A 21,385-nucleotide genomic window follows, 5' to 3' on the forward strand; every position below is an offset into this window, starting at 1 on the left:
ATTGATTGCTTTTGCCATAGCACCAAGCTCATCATTTGTTTTAACATCTATCATAGCAGAATCTTTAGTTTTATGATTGATGAAGTCAAAGAAAGAACTAAGACCATTTTGTATAGCTTGTAAAGGTGATAACAATCTTGATGAAATAAAATAAACAATAAGACATGATAAAATTAAAATCACAATAGATGTTATAATTTGATCAAATACATCTTCAATAACTAATTTATCTAAATCATCTTGTTTTTGAATTGCACACGCTACATAGTTAACATGAGCATTTGAATTATTAATATTTGCACAAACTCCAAATCTTTTTTCTCTACTATTTATCCCAGTATATTCAAAAGTCTTATAATCACCTACTACTTTATGGTGATTTTTAATCTCATCGATGTTTGGGTATGATTTTAATATTAAAGACTTATCGTTAGATGCAAAAGGTATTGAACTAGTATTGTCAAAAACAAATACACTTCCTGGTAATTTTTCAAATGTTTTTTGTAGAGATGTTAAAAGTAAATCAACACCCAAAACAGCTATAAGTTTTCCATTTTTTTCAATAGGTACAGAATAAGTAAAACTAGGGAATTTTGTTACTGAATCTTCGTACACATCACTTACAAAAACACCTTTATTTTTTAATGCTCCCTTGTACCAATCTCGCGTAGTCGCATTATATTGAGGATCATCATAATAACTTATACCACCACCTCTTTTTCTAAAAGGTATTCCTTTCTTATCTGATTCTGCATCACTAACAAGCATGGTTCCATCAGGAAAACCAAGATATACTGCTAAAGTATTTGAACCGTCTTTAAATACTTTCAAATCCTTAGCAAAATATTCCCCTAATTTATCAAAATTTTCTGTCTGATATTTTGGTAATGAATCTATATATTTTTTTATAGATAATAGAATTTCAACATAACTTTCAATATAAGTTTCCACTTGAGCAGTAGTTACTAATAAATAATCTTTATTTGCATTTTTACTATTTATAATAAGATTTTCTCTACTTGAATAAAAAGCCATTGCCGTTACTATAAACAAAGCTAAAGCAACTATAATCCCTGTAGTATAAGAAAGTTTATTTTTTACACTAATAAAACTATTTTTAAAAAGCATTTATTTTCCTTGAATTTTATTATCATTATATTAATAATTCTATCAAAAAATTATAATAATAATTTTAAAAATTCATAAAAAAACAAAATATTTTTTAAAAATGTAAAATAAAGTGATAGATGTAGAAATTTTTTAGTAAAATAGCAGTGAAGCAAGACTTCACTGCTATAAAATTATAGTTTACTTTCGTTTTTGCTTAGATAATCAGCAACACCTTTAGGGTCAGCTTTCATACCTTCATCACCTTTGTTCCAGCCAGCTGGGCAAACTTCACCATGTTCATTAGTAAATAACATAGTATCAACCATTCTAATCATCTCATCAATGTTTCTTCCAAGTGGTAAGTCATTGATCACTGCATGACGAATTGTTCCATCAGCATCAAGCAAGAAAGAACCTCTTAAAGCAACTGCCTCTTCAAATAAAACATCAAAATTTCTAGCAATTTGTTTAGTTAAATCAGCTACTAAAGGAAATTTAACTTGACCTATACCACCTTGATTTACTGGCATATTTTTCCATGCAAAGTGAGAAAATTCATTATCGCAAGATACGCCGATTACTTCAATACCTCTATCTTTAAAATCTTGATATCTTTTATCAAAAGCAATGATTTCAGATGGGCAAACAAAAGTAAAGTCTTTTGGATAGAAAAATACTACCGCGCCTTTTGGTCCTATATTTTTATAAAGATTAAAATCTTCAACTATTTGGTTATTTCCTAATACAGCTGGCGCTGTAAAATCAATAGCTTTTTTAGTAACTATCATTTTTTATCTCCTAATTAATAAATTTTATTTGTAACAAAATAATATCATTTGTAAATTTAAAAATTTATTAATTGTGTAAAATTATCCATAATTTAATTTTATTATCAAAATTAATAGATTTTAAGAATAAAATTAACACAATTTTGATAATCTTGCATTTAACATTAATATTAAGGAGTAAAAAATGGCAGTTAAAATTACTGATATTTGTATAGCATGTGGTTCTTGTATAGATGAATGCCCAGTAAGTGCGATCGTAGATGATGCAAATAATCCTGAGGGCGAAGACAGATATTATGTTTATGCAGATAAATGTGTTGAGTGTGTAGGACACAATGATCAACCAGCCTGTGCAAGTGCTTGCCCAACTGATGGCTGTATTGTATGGAGTGATGTAGTAGGTGGTCAACCAAGTCGTGATAACATCGGTAGTGATTTAAGAGACGGTTCAACTCCAGTATTTGCTTAATAAATTTAATGTAAGTATCTTGATTTCAAGTTACTTACAAACCCTTCAATAACTCTAAACTTTTATATAAATTTAAAGCATTTTTTGGTATAATTAGCTCTTTTATAAATATAAAACTTATTTAAATTAAGGGGACGATTTTGGAAAAAACACTTTCTATTATTAAACCTGATGCAGTAAAAAAAGGTGTTATTGGTCAAATTTTAACACGCTTTGAAAACAATGGTCTAAGAATAGCAGCAACAAAAAAAATACAGCTTTCAGAAAAAGAAGCGCAAGAATTTTATGCTGTACACAAAGACAGACCTTTTTTTAAAGATTTAGTTGAATTTATGATCAGTGGTCCGGTTGTGGTTTCTGTTTTAGAAGGCGAAAATGCAGTGTTAAAAAACAGAGAATTAATGGGTGCTACAAATCCAAAAGAAGCAGCTCCTGGTACTATTAGAGCAGATTTTGCAGATAGTATTGATGCAAATGCAGTTCATGGAAGTGATAGCTTAGAAAATGCAAAAATTGAAATAGAATTTTTCTTTTCAAAAACTGAAATTTTATAATGAAAATTGCCTTTGCAAAACTTAGCTCTGTGGCTTATCCTTTTAAGCTAGATCTTGATAATATAGTTTTTGAAGGAACTATTACAAAAGTTAATCCAAAATTAGCAAAAATAAAAGCTAATTTCAAAGGATTTACTTATAGAAACTGTGATCGATGTGGCGATGAAATGGAGCTTGAAATCGATCAAAATATAGAGCTTTTTGCAAGCGATGGAATTTTTAAAGATGAAAATAATACTTTAAGTGATACTATGGAGTTTTTTGACTCTCATATAGATTTAATAGAACTTGCCACAAGTGAGTTACAATCTTATTTAAGTGATTATTTTTATTGTAATAAATGTTTAAATTAATAAAGGAGTAAAAAATGGCAGTACCTAAGAGAAGAGTGAGTAAAACTCGTGCAGCAAAACGCAGAACTCATTATAAAGTTACCTTACCTATGCCTATAAAAGACAAAGATGGTAGCTATAAAATGCCTCACCGTGTAAATCCAGTAACTAAGGAATATTAATAACGATGACAAGCATTGCTATTGATGCAATGGGTGGTGATTTTGGGGAAAAACCTATCATAGAAGGTGTGATTCAAGCTCTAAAAGAGCGTGAATTTAAAGCTATCTTGGTAGGGGATCCTCAAAAACTAAAAACCTTGATTCCTCAAGAATTAAACTCATACATAGAATACGAAGAAGCTTTTGATGTGTTTGCTATGGATGAAAATTCCACAGATGCACTAAAAAGAAAAGATAGTACTATTTACAAAGCCATTGATTTAGTAAGAAATCAAAAAGCAAAAGCTGTTGTTTCTGCTGGGCATAGTGGAGCTACTATGAGTTTAGCTACATTAAGGCTTGGAAGATTAGCAAATATTGCTAGACCTGCAATTGCTACTTTAATGCCAAATATCCATTCAAGAACACTTGTACTAGATGTTGGAGCAAATGTTGATTGTAAAAGTGAGCATTTATTTCAATTTGCTATTATGGGCGAAGCCTATGCTAAAGAGATTTTAAAAATTGCTAAACCTAGAGTTGCTTTACTATCAAATGGCGAAGAAGAATGTAAGGGAAATGAGCTTACCAAAGAAACTCATCAACTCTTAAAACAACTTCCAAATTTTGTCGGAAATGCCGAAGGTAGAGATATCTTTAATGGTACTATAGATGTATTAGTATGTGATGGATTTAATGGGAATATTTTGCTTAAAACAGGAGAAGGTGTAGCAAGTGTTATCACAAAGCTTCTAAAACAAGAAATTCAAAAATCTTTTTTAGCAAAACTAGGCTATCTTTTAGCAAAACCAGCTTTTAATGAACTAAAAACTCATATTGACTATGAAGAATACGGTGGAGCTCCGCTTTTGGGTGTAAAAGAATGTGTCATTATAAGTCATGGAAAAAGTGGTCCAAAAGCTATAAAAAATGCTATTTTTCAAGCATTAAATTTCACACAATCAAATATAAATCAAACTATAGAAAAAGAACTTTCTAATTATGAAATCAACTAAAGCTTCCTTAAAAAGTATAGCTTCTTATATCCCTACAAAAACTCTGAGTAATTTTGACTTAGAAAAAATGGTTCAAACTAGTAATGAATGGATATTAAGAAGAACTGGTATAGAACAAAGACACATAGCAAATGATGATGAGAATACAAGCGATCTTGGTACTAAAGCAGCTATTAAAGCCATACAAAGAGCTAATTTAAATCCTCAAGATATAGATGCGATCATCGTAGCTACTTTAAGCCCTGATTATTTTACCATGCCATCAACTGCATGTAAAATCGCTCATAATTTGGGCTTAAAAAATATCACCGCTTTTGATATTTCTGCCGCATGCTCAGGATTTATTTATCTTTTAGAGCTTGCAAAATCTATGGTTGAAAGTGGTGCTAAAAAAAATGTATTAATCATAGGGGCTGAAAAAATTAGTTCTATTATGGATTATACTGATAGAAGCATTTGCGTGCTATTTGGTGATGGAGCTGGGGCTGGAGTTGTGTCATTAGATGATAATTTTCCTATTATAGATACTCATACTGCAAGTGATGGGGAATTTGGAGATTTATTAATGACTCAAAGAGCTCAAAAAAGTAGTATCTGCTCTCCACTTTCCATGCAAATGAAAGGAAATGAGGTATTTAAAATCGCAGTGAATACTCTAAGTAATGATGTTATTGAAATTCTTGCAAAAAACGATATAAAAAGCGAAGAAATTGATCTTTTTATACCTCATCAAGCTAATTTAAGAATTATCAAGGCTGTACAAGAAAAATTAAACTTCAAAGACGAACAATGCGTAGTTACTGTCCAAAAATATGGCAATACCTCAGCCGCTTCAATTCCTATGGCAATGAATGATGCTTACGAACAAGGTCGTTTAAAACAAGGTTCATTAATATTGCTTGATGCTTTTGGTGGAGGCTTTACTTGGGGTTCAGCATTGCTTCGTTTTGGTGGATAAAATAACAAATAAGTAAAAACTTATTTGTTATTAAAAGCCCCAATTTGATCTAATACTGACTTTCTAGTTTGATTATCTGAAGAATCTACGCGGATATAAAATTCAACTCTATTGTTTATTTCATCTTCTTTGTTTGCACTCAAAGGATAATTTTCACCAAAACTAACCACTATAAGTTGAGCTGGATTAATTCCTCTAGCAATCAAATAATCAGCCACAACTTGAGCTCTTTTACTTGCTAAATCAAAATTTCTTTTAGGATCTTTATCACTTGCATCAGTATAACCTCTAAGTTCTATTTGAGCTTGTTTTGGCATTCTTTTTAAAACTTCACTAATACGTTTTAGAAAATCTTGCACATCAGCTGAATCAATTTGTGTACTACCCCTAGCAAATTCAACCCTTGCAGGCAAATTTAAAACTATATTATTTTCTCTTTGATCTAACGCTGCTTTTAATTTTTCTATATTTTCTTGTTGGGTGATACTTAATTTTTTAAGCTTTTCAAGCTCTTCAACATTTGCATTAGATGGCGCACTATATTTATTATGCACTTCACTTTCTTTTTCTAAAGGATTTGAAGCAGTAAATTCAAAAATTTTAACAAATTCAGTTTTTAAAGCCTCAGTTTTAGCGGGGTTACTTTCAGAAATCGCCCAAAGAGCAATAAACAGGGCCAAAAGCAAACTTAAAAAGTCTGCATAAGGCACAGCCCATTTTTCACCTGCTGGACATTCTGGACATTTATGTTTTTTTCCCATTTTTTAACTCTTACTTATCAAATTGAGAAATTCTAGGCTCACCTTGTCCAAGGTAATTAAACAATTTAGCCTCTAAATCTCTAGGGTTAGCTCCCTCTGCAATACTTACTATAGCATGTGAGATAACTATCCTTTCTTTAATGAGCTCATGAGCATTAGCTTTGATTTTATGACCCCAAGGTCCAAATAAAGCATAAGCACCAAAAATCCCAGTTACCGTTGCAGTAAATGCTCCTGCAATACCTGCTGCCATAGCTTGAGGATCATCTAAAAGTTGTAAAGCAAGCATAAGCCCCATAACCGCACCAACAAGTCCCATTGTAGGACAAGTCTCACCAAAACGGATCCAGTATTCTGCCGTTTCTTTGTAATATTCTTCCATTTCCTCTATTTGGATTTCCATACTTTCTTTAATCTCTTCTACGCTCTTACCATCAACCATCATCATCATGGTTTCTTTTAAAAACTCATTATCAATTTCATTAGTTTTTGACTCTAAAGCCAAAAGTCCATCTCTTCTTGCTATGATAGAGTATTCTACAAGTTCAGCTATCCTTTGACTTAAATTTACCCCTGCACCTTTAAAGGCGAGTTTTAATTCTTTATAAGCTGCTTTAACAAATTTTTTATGAGTTGCTGTCATCGCACAAAAAGCCGCAGTTGGAACCACGATCAAAAATGAACTTAAGTGCAAAACATGTAAAGGGTTACCACCCTCTAAAATATCCCCCACAGAAATACTAACAACAGCTAATACCATCCCAAGTATGGTTGAAAGATCCATTAATTATTCTCCTTATTTTAATGCGCCCCAATTTTTGGCAATACTTGATGAAGTTTTTAATTTAACTTTTAATTTTACAATATTTTCCATAATATCACTAGCATTTTTTGCAAATTCCTCACAAAGTTCATCTTTTACTTCAAAAATAAGCTCATCATGGATTTGTAAAATCAAGCGTTTGTTCTCATCTAAATCTTTTGCAATTTCTATCATTGCAAGTTTTATTATATCGGCAGCAGAACCTTGAAGTGTAGAGTTAATACTCTCTCTTTCATACATCGCCACATGCATAGGCTTTGCATTTTCAAAGTCAAAATAACGCTTACGACCTAGCAAAGTCTTTATAAAACCATTTTGCTTAGCTTCATTTTTTACCTTTTCAAAATAAGTTTTTATACTAGTAAAATTCTCAAAATATTTTTCAATATATTCTTTAGCTAACTTTGCTTCTATTTTTAAATTTTGACTCAAAGTCTTATAACCCATACCATAAATAAGACCAAAATTTATGCTTTTAGCAATACTTCTTGTCTCATAATCACTACGGTTAAAAATCATAATAGCAGTTTTTGCATGAATATCCTCATCATTTGAAAATGCTTCTAATAATTTCTCATCTTCACTAAAATGCGCTAGCATTCTAAGCTCAATTTGTGAATAATCAAGCGAGATAAAACTAAATCCTTCTTTTGCTACAAAACAGGATTTATAATCTTTAGCATATTGACCATGTGCAGGGATATTTTGCAAATTTGGATCTTTTGATGAAAGGCGTCCAGTTGCAGTACCAGTTTGTAAAAAGCTAGAATAAATTCTTGAGTTTTCATCTTTTTTAGCTAATTTTAACAAAGGTTCGCAATAAGTAGAAACTAATTTTGCAAGCTCTCTATAAGCTAAAATTTCTTTCACAATCGGATGTTCATCTAAAATAGCATTTAAAACCTTTTCATCAGTAGAATAACCTGTTTTACTTTTTTTACCACTTGGTAGCTTTAGTTTTTCAAATAAAATATCCCCTACTTGTTTAGGAGAATTAATATTAAATTTTTCACCCGCTAAATCATATATTTTTTCACTAAGTATTTTTATATCTTGATTAAAACTTTGCATTAGGCTTTCAAGCTTTTGAGTATCAAGTATAATGCCATTATTTTCCATCATAATAAGCACTTTGATAAATTCAAACTCACTTTTTTGCGCAAGCTCAAACAAAGGCTTTTCTAAATTTTTTAAAAAATACAAATAAAATCTTAAAGTAACATAAGCATCCTCGGCTGCATATTTACAAGCTTTTTCTACATCCACTCCTGCAAAGCTTTCTCCTTTTTTTACCAAGTCTTCAAAATGCAAAGTCTCATAATCAAACAATCTTTTTGCTAAATCATCCATATTTACACGCAAACTTGGCTCTTTAAGCCATGCAAGTATCATAGTATCAGCATAGTTTTTTGGAGGAAGTAAATTAAAATTGTTTTTTATAATCTCAAAATCATATTTAAGATTATGTCCTATAACCGTGCTTTGATAGATTTTTTCTATACCCTTTTTAGCCACTTGCATAGAAATTTGCTTACAAACTCCTAAATAATCATGCGCAAGTGGCACATAAAAGGCTTCACTTTCATGAAAACAAAAACTAAACCCTACTATCTTAGCTTCTTTAGTATCTAAGCCCGTAGTTTCAGTGTCAAAAGCAACAATGCTTTGATCATCAATTTTTTCTAAAATGTCAAATAATTCTTTCTCATCTAAGATTAATCTTGCATTAAATCCTAAATTTTTATCTTTATTAGTAGGATTGGTGCGTAGTTTTTTTAACAAAGCATTTAATTCATAATGCTCCAAAATATCCATAATCTTAAGCAAGGGCTCATCTTTTGGATACTCACAATTTAAAAGCATATCTTTTACATCTAAATTTTCATACAAAGAAGCAAGTTTTTTACTCAAAAAGGCATTTTCTTTGCCCTCAAGCAACAAATTACGACTTCTTTCATTACGCACTAGTGTTAAGTTTTCATAAATTCCCTCAATACTTTCAAACTCATCAAGTAAATTCTTAGCACCCTTAGCACCAATTCCTTTTACCCCTGGGATATTATCTGAACTATCTCCACATAGAGCTAAAAAATCTCTTATCTGGCTAGGTTTTACCCCGTATTTTTCCAAACATCCTGCTTCATTATAATCATTTTTTGAAATAGGACTATAAATACTAACTTTATCATCTTTTATAAGTTGATACAAATCTTTATCTTGAGTAATAATTCTTATAAAAATATCCTTATTTTCACACTCTTTAACCAAAGATGCGATGATATCATCAGCCTCATATCCTTCGCAAGAAAAACTTGAAAAACCCATTTTTTCTATCATTTGAATGCAAATTGGAATTTGAGCTAATAAATCAGGTGGAGGTGGAGTGCGGTTAATTTTATAATTTGGATCAATTTCACTTCTAAAAGTTTTTCCTTTACTATCAAGAGCAAAAATAATCATATCACTAGGATGATCATTTTTCAAACTATAAATAAAATTAGCAAAACCGCTTATCATATTACTAGCTTCGCCTTTTGAATTTTTCAAACCCTTTAAAGCATAAAAAAGTCTAAAGAAAAAGCCAAAAGTATCAATTATGGTTAAAGTTTTCATTTTTTTCCTATATTAAAAAATAATAATAATTATCACCCAAAATTATTTAAAAGTCGGTAAAAAGCATTAAATTTCCATTTTAAGCATTTTAGATAAAATTATCATTTTGAAATTTCAAATAAAGGTTTAATCTTGCAAACAAAATCAATCGCGGATGAAAATTTTCAAACTCCACAAGGAAAAAAGGCTTTTAAAAAGGCTGTGTTTTCATGTTGGCTAGGAACTGCTATGGAATATGCAGATTTTGCACTTTATGGCTTAGCTGCAGCTACTGTTTTTTCAGAAGTTTTCTTTCCTGAGCAAACTCCTGTTATAGCATTATTGCTTAGTTTTGTTACTTATGGTATAGGTTTTATTGCTAGACCTATTGGAGCTTTATTTTTTGGATATTTAGGAGATAAATACGGAAGAAAAAATGTATTGATGAGCACCATTGCATTAATGGGTATTTCAACTACTTTAATTGGTTTTATACCAAGTTATGCAGTAATTGGAATTTGGGCTCCTATATGTTTGGTTATTTTGCGTTTTATGCAAGGCTTTGGCGCAGGCGCTGAGCTTTCAGGTGGAACTGTCATGCTTGGAGAATATGCTCCTAGTAAACATAGAGGTTTAATCTCTTCTATCATCGCTCTTGGATCAAATAGTGGAACCTTACTTGCAGCTTTTGTGTGGCTTTTAGTTACAAGCATGGATGATGCTAGTTTTAAAGAATGGGGATGGAGAATTCCTTTTATAGGAAGTATCTTCATAGCACTTTTTGCTGTTTATATGCGTTTAAATGTAAAAGAAACTCCTGTTTTTGAAAAACAAAAAGAATTAATGCTAAAAATTCGTCATGAAAATGAAGCACATATGAAAAAAGATGAAAGAACTTTTTGGCAAAAAAGTCGTGCATTTTGGACTATGGTGGGCATAAGGATAGGAGAAAATGGACCATCTTATCTTGCACAAGGCTTTATAGTAGGTTATGTAACTAAAATTTTACTTCTTGATAAATCAGTAGCCACAACTGCTGTTGTTATAGCTTCTTTGGTGGGATTTTTGGTTATACCTTTAGCAGGATATTTAAGTGATAAATTTGGAAGACGCATTACCTATAGAACCTTTTGCTTGCTTTTAATGCTTTATGCCTTCCCTGCTTTTATGCTACTTGATAGTAAAAATGAAATTATTGTAATTTTAACTATCATCGTAGGTATGTCTTTGGCATCTTTAGGAATTTTTGGCGTGCAAGCTGCGTGGGGTGTGGAGCTTTTTGGAGCAAAAAATCGTTATACTAAAATGGCGCTAGCAAAAGAATTTGGCTCTATACTTTCAGGAGGAACTGCTCCCATGATAGCTTCAGCTTTGCTTGCTTATTATGGCACTTGGTGGCCAATAGCCTTGTATTTTGTTATCACTGCAGGAATTGGTTTTATCACAACTTTCTTTGCGCCAGAAACTAGAGGCAGGGATTTAAATTTAATAGAAGATGCGATATGATACGCCTTATTTTAGACACTGATATAGGCAATGGCGTAGCAGGAGCTAATACCGATGATGGTTTAGCCCTTGGGCTTATTTTAGCCTCTAAAGAAATCAAACTTGAAATGATTAGCACTTTAAGTGGTAATGTACAAGCTTTAACCGCTTATAGCGTTGCTAAAGATTTATTAAATAAGCTTAATCTAGACATACCTTTGTATCTAGGTGCTCATGAAGCTTTATGTGAAGATAATCATTTTTGGAGACAAAGACTAGATAAAAGCGTAGAAGAGTTTAAGCTTACTCATCTTTGGGATCATATAAAACCTATAAAAATCTTAGAAAACATAAACCCAAATGCTTGTATGAAAATGGGTGAGCTTATTATACAAAACCCAGGTGAAATTTCAATTTGCGCTATAGGACCTTTAACAAATATAGCCATAGCTATGAAGCTTTTTAAAGACTTTGATAAAAATGTGAAAGAAATTTTTATCATGGGTGGAAGTTTTGATATGCCTTATCATATCAAAGATACAAATTTTGGCTTTGATCCTGAAGCTGCTAGTATAGTTTTAAACTCAAGAGCTAAAATCACACTTGTTCCTTATAATGCAACAATGCAAACTATGCTCACACATGAAGATTTAGATGCTTTAGAAAACCAAAATCCTCTTTGTGATTTTTTAGTACAGACTTTAAGAGTTTGGATTGATTATGCAAGCAAAACAAGAGGTACAAATGGCACATGGATACATGATGCATTAACTATTGCTTATATGCTTGATCCTAATTTAGCAAATTTTGATGAGTATTTAGTAAATGTCATTTGTGATAGTGCTTTTGCTAGAGGAAGTACGATAAGGTGTTTTAAAGATGCAAAAATGCCTATGAAAAATCATGAATTAAAAAACACTATAAAAGTTTTAAAAGATATTGATAATGCTAGACTTTTAAATCTTTTAAAATCAAGACTTTTAAATGGAATTTGCTATGAAAATTACAAAAGCATAACGACTTAATTTACCCAAGGCTATAAAAATACTTGCTTTTAAAAAAGAATACTTAGCAAATCCAAGCCCTAGCGCAAAAAGATCTCCCACTATGGGTAAAAAAGTAAAAAAAGCACACAAAGAGCCAAATTTTTTAAAATTTGCATTGATTTTTTCTAATTTACGTAAAGAGTTTTTAAAATATTTTTCTAAAATTTGACTCTCTCCAAAATAAGCTAACGCATAAGTACTTAAACTACCCAAAGTATTCCCCAAACTTGCTACAAATAAAACCATATAAGCATTAAAATCTAATTTTACAAAAGCAAGCACAAAAGCTTCACTTGCCATAGGCAAAAGCGTGCTAGAGAGAAAACATACTACAAAAAGTCCTATATAGCTTATATCATTATATAAAAAATCAAACATTACAAATTTTCTTAGTATTTATTTTCTAAACTATCATTTTAAAGAATTTTTAATAATAATTATCTTAGAATGTAAAGTCATTTGGCAATTTTTTAAAAGGAAAAACTATGGAAAGGAAAAAAATTTCTAAACTAAATTTAGAATACTCATTTAACAAAGCTTCTTTTTCTTGGCGTTAAGCCTACTGCTACATTTTTAATCATTTTTTATTTTACATTTTTAGTTTTAGTTAATCATTTTTGATTTTAAATTATTAATCATTTTAAGGAAATACTATGAAAAAATATTATGGAAAATTTGGTGGACAATTTGTGCCAAATGAAGTAAAAATAGCATTAGATGAAGTAGAAAAAGCTTTTTTAAAACTCAAAAAAGATAAAGATTTTAACACAGAATTAAAAGAACTCTTAGTTAATTATGTAGGAAGACCTACGCCTTTATACCATGCTAAAAATTTAAGCAAGCTTTATAATCATGAAATTTATTTAAAAAGAGAAGACTTAACTCACACAGGAGCTCATAAGATCAACAATGCCATAGCTCAAGCCTTAATGGCAAAGAAAATGAATAAGAAAAAAATTATTGCAGAAACTGGAGCAGGACAACACGGGCTTGCAACCGCTACCGCAGCAGCACTTTTAGGACTTGAGTGTGAGATATTTATGGGGGCTATTGATGTAAAAAGACAAGCCTTAAATGTCTATAAAATGGAGCTTTTAGGAGCAAAAGTTCACGCAGTAGAAAGTGGAAGTAAAACTTTAAGTGATGCGGTAGATGAGGCTTTAAAGTTTTGGGTTAAAAATACCAAAGAAGTATTTTATGTAGTAGGAAGTGCAGTGGGACCTTATCCTTATCCACAAATTGTTACGCATTTTCAAAGTATTATAGGTAAAGAATGTAAAATGCAACTTAGAAAATTAAATAAAAAAGTAGATTACATCATAGCAGCAGCTGGAGGTGGTAGCAATGCTGCTGGAATTTTTCATGCATTTTTAAAAGATGAAAAAGTTAAGCTCATAGGTGTTGAAGCAGCAGGTTTAGGAAAAGATACACCTTATCATGCAGCTACACTTACTAAAGGTAAAGAGGGTATTATCCATGGTATGAAAACTAAGGTTTTACAAGATGATAAAGGCAATATTGCTCATACTTTTAGCATCTCTGCTGGGCTTGATTACCCTGGCATAGGTCCTTTGCACGCATATTTACAAGAAAGTAAAAGAGCAAGTTATCATGCTATTAGTGATGATGAGTGCATTAATGCTTTAAAATTATTATGCAAAGAAGAAGGTATTATACCTGCTATTGAAAGCTCACATGCATTAGCTTATCTAGAAAAACTTTGTCCAACTTTAAAGAAAAAAAGCGTGATAGTTGTAAATCTTTCAGGAAGAGGCGATAAAGATATGCAAAGTATTTATGAGTATAAAAAAGGTGAAATTTATGGTTGAAGGATAACTTCAACCAATTTATTTTTTTGTGCTTTTTAGCTCTAAATTTAGATAATACCCCGTATAAGAACCACTTTTTTCATGATTTTTAACAAGTTCTTCAACGCTACCTTTAGCTATAACCTTACCACCTTTAACTCCACCTTCAGGTCCCATATCGATGATATAATCAGCATTTTTAATCACATCTAAATTATGCTCTATCACAAACACACTATTTCCAAGATCAACTAAATGTTGCAAAACTAAAATAAGTTTATTAACATCTTCAAAATGAAGTCCTGTTGTAGGCTCATCTAAAATATAAAGAGTTTTTCCTGTATCGCTTCTGCTTAATTCTTTGGCTAGCTTAATACGCTGAGCCTCCCCACCACTTAAAGTAGTTGCATTTTGTCCTAAGGTAAGATAATCAAGCCCAACTTTTACCAAAGTATCAAGCTTTTGTTTTATCTTTGGCACAGAAGTAAAAAACTCACTTGCTTCGATAATACTCATATTTAAAACATCAGCTATGCTTTTACCTTTATATTTAATCTCTAAAGTTGCATCATTATATCTTTTACCATTACAAACATCACAAGTTACCATCACATCAGGCAAAAAATGCATTTCGATTTTAATCTCACCATCGCCGCTACACTTTTCACATCTTCCACCTTTAACATTAAAAGAAAAACGCCCTGCTTTATATCCTCGCATTTTAGCTTCTTTGGTGGCTGCAAAAAGATTACGAATTTCATCCATAGCACCTGTATAAGTAGCAGGATTTGAACGTGGGGTTCTTCCTATAGGACTTTGATCAAGATAAATCACCTTATCAAGTTTTTCTAAACCTTCTATTTTAGCCCCACTTAGTTTTTTAACTTTTTTAGCGCGGTTAAGCTCTTCTTTTGCAAATGGAAGCAAAGTTTGTAAAATCAATGAGCTTTTACCACTTCCTGAAACGCCTGTAATTGCCACAAGATTGCGTAATGGAAAATCTACACTTAAATTTTGAATATTATTAATACTCACATCTTTTAAACTAATAAAATCTTTTTGTTCTCTATTTTTTTGATGAGCAATTTGCTTTTTGCCACTCATATAAAGGGCGGTTTGGCTTTTGCTTTTTAACAATTCTTTATAAGTCCCGCTAAATACAACCTCACCACCAAATTTACCAGCATTTGGACCAATATCTACGATAAAATCTGCCTCTTCTATAGTCATTTTATCATGCTCAACCACGATTAAAGTATTACCCTTTTGCTGAAGATTTCTTAAAGTTTTAATGAGTTTTGCCGTATCTCGCTCATGTAAACCAATACTAGGCTCGTCTAAAACATACATCACTCCACTTAAACCACTACCAATTTGAGATGCTATACGAATTCTTTGAGCCTCACCCCCGCTAATGGTTCTTGCATCACGCCCTAAAGATAAATACCCAAGTCCTACATCATAAAGAAAAAACAATCTTTCATTAATTTCTTTAAAAATAGGCTTAGCTATCAATCTTTCTTGTTCACTTAAATACGTAAAATTAACTTCTTTTGAAAAAAATGCAGTGGTATTTTCTATGCTCATATCTAAAATTTCACCCAAATTTTTCTCAGCTACTTTTACAGCTAAACTCTCAGCTCTTAAACGATGACCATTGCAATCTTTGCAAGTTTTTTCGCTCATATACTCGCTTAAATCTTTTTCATCTTTTAGCATTTCATAGGCATATTTAACCGCACCTTCAAATTTACGACTTAAGCGATGTCTTTTCCATAAAAAGTTAATTTCCTTAACATTACCATAAAGCACTAGACGCTTTTCTTCTTCGCTTAGCTCATTATATGGAATTTTTACCCTGATATCATTTTGCTCACAAAAGGCCATTAAAAACTTATAATAATAACTTTTATTAAACCCATATAAAAGCTTTATAGCTCCTGCTTCTAAGCTTAATTCTTCATTGATAAGTTTTTTCATATCTAGCGTATATCTTATACCAAGACCATCACAACTTGGACAAGCACCTTTTGGAGAATTAAAAGAAAAACTCAAAGGCTCAAGCAAAGGAAAAGAAATTTTACAATCAAAACAAGCATTATGCTCACTATAATGAAAATGTTTTGCTATGTTTAATTCTTCATTATTTAAAACTTCAATTTCCACTTCACCAAAGCTCTCGCTAAGCCCTTTTTCTATATCACTTGCAAGTCTTGCTAGCATATCATCTTGCACTTGGAGTCTATCTATTACAAGTTTTATTGTATGTTTTTTGGTTTTAGCAAGCTCAATATCCTCATCAAGACGCGTTAAAACCCCATCAATTTGCGCTCTAACATAGCCTTTTGCGACTAAATTTTCCAAAAGATCTGCAAAAGTTCCTTTTTTTTCTTTAATCAACGGCGCATAAATGATGATTTTAGCTCCTTTTGGAAGCTTTAAGATTTCACCTACGATATCTGCTGCACTCATAGATGAGATTTTTTGGCCACATTGATGACAATGTTGTGAGCCAATCCTTGCATATAAAAGTCTTAAATAATCATAAATTTCAGTAATAGTCCCAACAGTTGATCGAGGATTTTTAGAAGTTGTTTTTTGATCAATAGCAATAGCAGGAGTTAAACCTTCTATTTTATCAACATTTGGTTTACCCACTTTATCTAAAAACTGCCTTGCATAAGCACTTAAACTTTCAATATAGCGACGTTGTCCTTCTGCATAAAGCGTACCAAAAGCTAAAGTGGATTTACCACTTCCACTAAGTCCTGTAAAAACTATGAGTTTATTTTTAGGAATTTCTAGGTTGATATTTTTAAGGTTATTCTCTTTAGCACCAATGATATTTATTTTGTCATTATTCATAAAAATCCTCTTTTTACCTAATCAAGCATATTTTTTAGCAAAATCTTTCATAAATTCACTTAATTTTTGCACCTTTTCAATACTGATAGAATTATAAATACTAGCGCGAATTCCACCTAAAATTTTATGCCCCTTAAGACCTATCATACCATTTTCTTCAGCTTCTTTTACAAAAACTGGTTCTAAGTTTTTATCACAAGCTATGTTAAAACTAACATTCATTAGCGATCTATCTTCTTTTTTGGCATGACCTTTATAAAAACCATTACTCTCATCAATCACATCGTATAAAATTTTAGCCTTTTGTATGTTTTGCTCATTGATTTTATCTAAGCCACCTTGATTTAAAAGCCATTTCATTTCAAGATTAAACATATATATAGCAAAGGTTGCAGGTGTATTAAATAAAGAACTATTTTCAGCATAAACACTGTATTTTAGCATACTAGGTATATTTTTGTTTTTACTACGCTCTACCATATCTTTGCGGATAAATGCACAAGCAAGTCCTGAAATTCCTGCATTTTTTTGCACTCCACCAAAAAGCATAGCAACATTAGAAAAATCTATCTTTTTAGAGAAAAAATCACTAGAAGCATCAATTATCAAAGGACTTTTAGTCTTTGGATAGTTTTTATATTGGGTTCCATAAATGGTATTGTTAGAGCATATATAAGCATAATCTGCATTATCACTAAATTCAAATTGTGGGATATGATCAAACTCACTTTCTTGGCTACTTGCTACTATTTTTGTATTTACTCCTAAAATTTCAGCCTCTTTAATAGCCTTTTTAGTCCAAACTCCCGTATTAGCAAATTCACAAACTCCACCCATATATAAATTCATAGGTATCATAGCAAATTGCAAACTAGCTCCACCTTGCATTAAAAGCACTTCATAATCATCATTTACATCATAAAGTTCTTTTGCCATTTTAATAGCTTCAAAATGCACTTCTTCAAAAACCTTTCCACGATGAGAAACTTCCATAATAGAAAAGCCTTTACCATGATAATCAAACAAATGCTCCTGTGCTTCTTTTAAAACCTCATCAGGCAGATTTGAAGGACCTGCACTAAAATTCATTACTCTCATTTTGTCTCCTTTTTATAGTATTTGGGCTTCTTTACTCTCATTTATTGAGCAAAGTTTTATAATATCTCCTTTTTTTAGTTTTTCAAGAGAGATATTTTTGCCATCTTTTTGTAAATTTATCAAATTTTTACTTTTATCAAAGAAATTTTTATGCTGAGTTAAAAGCTCTTCAAAATTATTAAGTTTGTTTTCATAATTTAATAATTTTAAATTTAAAACGCTCTTTAGTTGACTTTGTAAAAAATCAAGCTTTTGTTTTCTAAGAAAAAAAGCATTTTCTAAAGATTTCGCTTTGGCTAAATTTTGCAAATGATCGATTTTATTTTGATAAAACTTAAGATGATTTAACATTTGGTTTTTAAAACGCATAGCAAGCTCATCAAGTCCTTGTTCTAAGCTGAGTTTATTTGGAAAAATCATATCAATAGCCGCACTTGGAGTTGGTGCTCTTAAATCTGCTACAAAATCACTAATAACATAATCAATCTCATGTCCAATAGCAGAAACAACAGGCGTTTTTAAAGAAAAAATACATCTTGCAAGTTCTTCATCATTAAAACAAAACAAATCTTCTCTACTTCCGCCACCTCTTGCTAAAATAATCGCATCTAAATTAAACTCATCAGCTTTTTTTAAAGCATTTATCAAAGAATTTGGAGCGCTTTGTCCTTGAGTGAGTGCATTAAAAATAGTTATTTTACAAAGATTGTATTTCTTTTGTGAAATTAACTTTAGCATATCTTGCAAAGCAGCTGAAGTAAAAGAAGTGATTATACCTATTTTTTTAGGAAATTTAACAATGCTTTTTTTAGCATTTGTATCAAACAAACCTTCTTTTTCAAGCTTTTCTTTTAGGGCTAAAAATTTAGCTTCTAAATCCCCAAGGCTTGTTTTTTGCATACTTTTAGCGATAAATTGATACCTACCACTTGCTTCATACAAACTCACATAACCTCTTAGATCAAGCATATCACCAACCTTAGGTTTAGCCTGGACAAATTGATTAAAGCCTTTAAACATCACGCAAGCTATGCTTGATTTTTCATCTTTTAAATCAAAATACCAATGTCCTGAACTATGAATGGTAATTTTAGAAATTTCTCCACTAAGCTCTATATCATCAAGATGAAATTCTAATAAGCTTTTAGCTTTTAGATTAAGTTCTGAAACTTTCATTTTTTTCTTGCAATAAACATAGAGCAAACACCAAAACTAAAGCTTTTATACTCTAGCATTTCAAAGTGCACACTCAATTCTTTAATAAATTCTTCTTTACTTAAAAAATCTTCTATAGAATTTGGTAAATACTCATAAGCACTATAATTTTTACTAATAAATCCACCCACTTTTGGCAAAATATTTTTTAAGTAAAAATCTCTACAAGCAGCTATAAAACCACCCTGCTCTCTTTTGGTAAATTCAAGCACAAGTAAAATCCCATCCTTTTTTAACACTCTTGCAAATTCTTTTATAGCTTCTTTCCTATCTACCACATTGCGTATGCCATAACTTATACTTATGATGTCTGCACTTTCATTTTCGAGTGGAAGTTCTTGTGCTTTTGCTTGTACAAAAGTCGCATCAGGAATTTTTTTCCTAGCCACTTCAAGCATGCCCGCACTTGGATCAACCCCTTTTATACTAATGATATTTTTATTTGCTCTTAAGGCTTGATTTTGCCATTCTATAATCATATCGCCCGTACCACAAGCTACATCGATAATATCAAGTTCATTATTAGAAAATTTAAAAACATCCAAACAAGCTTTTTTTCTCCAACTCACATCACTTCCAAAACTTAAAATTCTATTAGCCTTATCATAAGTTGGTGCTATATCATCAAACATTTTAACTATTTTTTCTTGTTTTTGCATGTTTTTCCTAACTATATATTTTTAATTTTTTGATGCTTTTTTCAATTTGTTTTATTATATTTTCATCATAAGAATTTTGGTCTAAATGCCTATATTTAAAATAATTTTTCAACTTTTTAATGCTTTTTTCTTCAAACATAGTTGCAAAATAGCATAATAAAAATTTTATTTTTTCTAATTCTTCTTCAAGATTTGTTTGAGATTTTACAATTTTTTTCTTTAAAAAAACTAATTCTTTTCTTAGTTTAAAAGCTATTAAAGACTTTAAAATTTGATTTTTTCCTTGATAAAATTCATAATCATTTTTTAAAATAAAATCCATATCAAGAAAAATATCATTGATTTTTTCATCACTTAAAATAAAAATATATTTTTCTAATTCAAACTCATGGTATTTTTTCATATTAATTTGATTTATCAAAAATGAAAATTGTTGTTTTAGCTTATTTTGAATATTTTTTTCAAAAAGAGTATCAAAAACATCAAGACAAAAACAAATTTGCTTAAGGCTTATAAAACATTGTTCCAAGTTTTTTTCACTTGATTTTTTTAAAAAATTTAATCTGTCATTTTTTAAGTTTTTTAAAAGAACGAAAAGTAAAATTTTACCAGCTGAAAAACTTTGAATTTGATTTGGAAAATGCAAGTTAATATCTTTTTGTTTATCTAAAATTTTAATACATCTAACACTATCAAAAATTTTAGAAAGATCCCCATATAATGCTAAATTTTTACTATAAAAATTCTCATCATCTGTAATTTCTTTATAATTTTTAAAAAAATGAGGTAAATCAAACCGCTTTGCTTCTTCAACGGTGGAAAAAATCACTTTTAAAATGACTAAATTTTTTAAATTATTTTTAAATTTATAAAGGAAAAATTGGGTATTATCAATCTCAAAACTAATTCTTGTTTTTTTTATTATACTGGTTATAGCATTTTTACTTTTTTGATGTTTAAATTCTTTTTTAGATATTTTATGAGTTTTTTTATCTAAAATATCATGTAATTTATAAAATGTAAATTGATAATAATCTTGATTGATTTTTTTATATTTGATATCACAAAAAGGATTTATACGTGTAAAAAATACACGTATTTTATCCTTAGAATAAGCAAGTTTTTCTTCTTTTAAAATTTTGATAAAATCATCGTTTTCAATTAAAAAGCGTCTTTGTACTTCACAAATCATTTTACTTGCAAAATTTACAACCATTCACATAAGCAAACACGCCAAGATAGTCAATAATATTACCAATCTTTTTCTCAAGATCTTCTTGGTATTTATTAATCCCACTATCTTCATAGCGCACATCTTCTATGTGATTGCATTTACTACAAATTACATGAATATGTGGATATTCATAAATGTCATAACAAGTTTTTTGATTTGGAGTATTAATTTCTACTACCAAACCTTGTTCTTTTAAGGTATTTAAATTTTTATATACCGTAGCTAATGAGATAGAAGGATATTCTTCTTTAATACTTTCATACAAAGATTCTATATTAGGATGCTCGTGGCGTTTTAAAATTTTTAAAATACAAAGTCTTTGTGGAGTAGCTTTTAAATCACAGTTTTTAAGCATTTGAATAAGTTCCATAGTCTATTCTCCAAATATTTTTATTTATAGTATAACTCTTT

Annotated in this window: 21 protein-coding genes; 9 read left to right on the forward strand and 12 right to left on the reverse strand. The window is 30.4% G+C overall.

Going from position 1 to position 21,385, the window contains the following annotated elements; translation table 11 throughout:
• Together L8U98_RS04490 and L8U98_RS04495 are read right to left on the reverse strand one after the other, a co-directional pair.
• Positions 1–1,128, reverse strand: a 1,128-nt coding sequence (locus L8U98_RS04490; RefSeq protein WP_263737849.1) for a cache domain-containing protein, incomplete at its 3' end; no start/stop codon positions are given.
• 173 nt (positions 1,129–1,301) lie between these two features.
• Complete coding sequence (locus L8U98_RS04495) at positions 1,302–1,898, reverse strand: peroxiredoxin (RefSeq protein WP_263725135.1); 597 nt, start codon at positions 1,896–1,898, stop codon at positions 1,302–1,304.
• Between the two features lie 184 nt (positions 1,899–2,082).
• Between L8U98_RS04495 and L8U98_RS04500 the strand changes: the two genes are divergently transcribed.
• The 6 genes from L8U98_RS04500 to L8U98_RS04525 all read left to right on the forward strand — a co-directional run bounded on the left by L8U98_RS04500 (position 2,083) and on the right by L8U98_RS04525 (position 5,388).
• Positions 2,083–2,367, forward strand: coding sequence for a DUF362 domain-containing protein (locus L8U98_RS04500; protein WP_173786825.1), 285 nt, complete (start codon positions 2,083–2,085; stop codon positions 2,365–2,367).
• A 140-nt stretch (positions 2,368–2,507) separates the two neighbouring features.
• Positions 2,508–2,921 (forward strand): nucleoside-diphosphate kinase, encoded by a 414-nt coding sequence (ndk, locus tag L8U98_RS04505; protein ID WP_173786824.1) that lies wholly within the window; start codon positions 2,508–2,510, stop codon positions 2,919–2,921.
• Positions 2,921–3,274 (forward strand): hypothetical protein, encoded by a 354-nt coding sequence (locus L8U98_RS04510; RefSeq protein ID WP_173786823.1) that lies wholly within the window; start codon positions 2,921–2,923, stop codon positions 3,272–3,274. Before ndk ends, L8U98_RS04510 begins: the two co-directional genes overlap by 1 nt.
• Positions 3,275–3,288: 14 nt before the next feature.
• The gene (gene rpmF / locus L8U98_RS04515) at positions 3,289–3,435 is read left to right on the forward strand and encodes a 50S ribosomal protein L32 (RefSeq protein WP_012662034.1); all 147 of its coding nucleotides are present in this window, start codon (positions 3,289–3,291) and stop codon (positions 3,433–3,435) included.
• Between the two features lie 5 nt (positions 3,436–3,440).
• On the forward strand, positions 3,441–4,430 hold the full coding sequence (gene plsX, locus L8U98_RS04520) for a phosphate acyltransferase PlsX (RefSeq protein WP_263663938.1): 990 nt from the start codon (positions 3,441–3,443) through the stop codon (positions 4,428–4,430).
• Positions 4,417–5,388, forward strand: coding sequence for a beta-ketoacyl-ACP synthase III (locus tag L8U98_RS04525; protein ID WP_263725136.1), 972 nt, complete (start codon positions 4,417–4,419; stop codon positions 5,386–5,388). The genes plsX and L8U98_RS04525 overlap by 14 nt, the downstream gene beginning before the upstream one ends.
• 20 nt (positions 5,389–5,408) lie before the next feature.
• Here the strand turns inward: L8U98_RS04525 and motB are convergent, their stop codons facing one another.
• Genes motB through polA form a run of 3 tightly spaced genes read right to left on the reverse strand, consistent with a single transcriptional unit; the run spans position 5,409 to position 9,585 of the window.
• Complete coding sequence (gene motB / locus L8U98_RS04530; protein ID WP_263679464.1) at positions 5,409–6,149, reverse strand: flagellar motor protein MotB; 741 nt, start codon at positions 6,147–6,149, stop codon at positions 5,409–5,411.
• A 10-nt stretch (positions 6,150–6,159) separates the two neighbouring features.
• Entirely contained in the window at positions 6,160–6,933 is a 774-nt protein-coding gene (motA, locus tag L8U98_RS04535; protein ID WP_039619177.1) for a flagellar motor stator protein MotA, read from the reverse strand.
• 12 nt (positions 6,934–6,945) lie between these two features.
• A complete protein-coding gene (gene polA, locus L8U98_RS04540) occupies positions 6,946–9,585 on the reverse strand; it encodes a DNA polymerase I (protein ID WP_263725137.1) in 2,640 nt (879 codons plus the stop codon).
• Between the two features lie 129 nt (positions 9,586–9,714).
• Here polA and L8U98_RS04545 point away from each other — a divergent pair, with 129 nt between their 5' ends.
• Positions 9,715–11,070, forward strand: a complete 1,356-nt coding sequence (locus L8U98_RS04545; protein ID WP_263684051.1) for an MFS transporter — start codon at positions 9,715–9,717, stop codon at positions 11,068–11,070.
• On the forward strand, positions 11,070–12,074 hold the full coding sequence (locus L8U98_RS04550; protein ID WP_263725196.1) for a nucleoside hydrolase: 1,005 nt from the start codon (positions 11,070–11,072) through the stop codon (positions 12,072–12,074). Before L8U98_RS04545 ends, L8U98_RS04550 begins: the two co-directional genes overlap by 1 nt.
• Here L8U98_RS04550 and L8U98_RS04555 read toward each other — a convergent pair.
• Entirely contained in the window at positions 12,030–12,473 is a 444-nt protein-coding gene (locus L8U98_RS04555; RefSeq protein WP_263725138.1) for a YqaA family protein, read from the reverse strand. The two genes, L8U98_RS04550 and L8U98_RS04555, sit on opposite strands and share 45 nt — an antisense overlap.
• Positions 12,474–12,748: 275 nt before the next feature.
• On the opposite strand from L8U98_RS04555, the gene trpB reads away from it, so the two are divergent.
• Positions 12,749–13,924: a tryptophan synthase subunit beta gene (trpB, locus tag L8U98_RS04560; RefSeq protein ID WP_263725139.1), complete on the forward strand. Its 1,176-nt coding sequence runs from the start codon at positions 12,749–12,751 to the stop codon at positions 13,922–13,924.
• A gap of 18 nt (positions 13,925–13,942) precedes the next feature.
• Here the strand turns inward: trpB and uvrA are convergent, their stop codons facing one another.
• Genes uvrA through perR form a run of 6 tightly spaced genes read right to left on the reverse strand, consistent with a single transcriptional unit; the run spans position 13,943 to position 21,344 of the window.
• A complete protein-coding gene (uvrA, locus tag L8U98_RS04565) occupies positions 13,943–16,768 on the reverse strand; it encodes an excinuclease ABC subunit UvrA (protein ID WP_263725140.1) in 2,826 nt (941 codons plus the stop codon).
• A gap of 21 nt (positions 16,769–16,789) precedes the next feature.
• Positions 16,790–17,866 carry a phosphoserine transaminase gene (gene serC / locus L8U98_RS04570; protein WP_263725141.1) on the reverse strand — a complete coding sequence of 359 codons (1,077 nt, stop codon included), beginning with the start codon at positions 17,864–17,866 and terminating at the stop codon, positions 16,790–16,792.
• 12 nt (positions 17,867–17,878) lie between these two features.
• The gene (xseA, locus tag L8U98_RS04575) at positions 17,879–19,042 is read right to left on the reverse strand and encodes an exodeoxyribonuclease VII large subunit (protein WP_263725142.1); all 1,164 of its coding nucleotides are present in this window, start codon (positions 19,040–19,042) and stop codon (positions 17,879–17,881) included.
• Positions 19,039–19,740, reverse strand: coding sequence for a bifunctional demethylmenaquinone methyltransferase/2-methoxy-6-polyprenyl-1,4-benzoquinol methylase UbiE (ubiE, locus tag L8U98_RS04580; protein WP_263679471.1), 702 nt, complete (start codon positions 19,738–19,740; stop codon positions 19,039–19,041). The genes xseA and ubiE overlap by 4 nt, the downstream gene beginning before the upstream one ends.
• 7 nt (positions 19,741–19,747) lie before the next feature.
• Positions 19,748–20,932 carry a hypothetical protein gene (locus tag L8U98_RS04585; protein ID WP_263737850.1) on the reverse strand — a complete coding sequence of 395 codons (1,185 nt, stop codon included), beginning with the start codon at positions 20,930–20,932 and terminating at the stop codon, positions 19,748–19,750.
• Between the two features lies 1 nt (position 20,933).
• On the reverse strand, positions 20,934–21,344 hold the full coding sequence (gene perR / locus L8U98_RS04590; protein WP_263663926.1) for a peroxide-responsive transcriptional repressor PerR: 411 nt from the start codon (positions 21,342–21,344) through the stop codon (positions 20,934–20,936).
• Positions 21,345–21,385 lie beyond the last annotated feature (41 nt).

This window comes from Campylobacter sp. RKI_CA19_01128 (genome assembly GCF_025771175.1).
Lineage (GTDB): Bacteria > Campylobacterota > Campylobacteria > Campylobacterales > Campylobacteraceae > Campylobacter_D.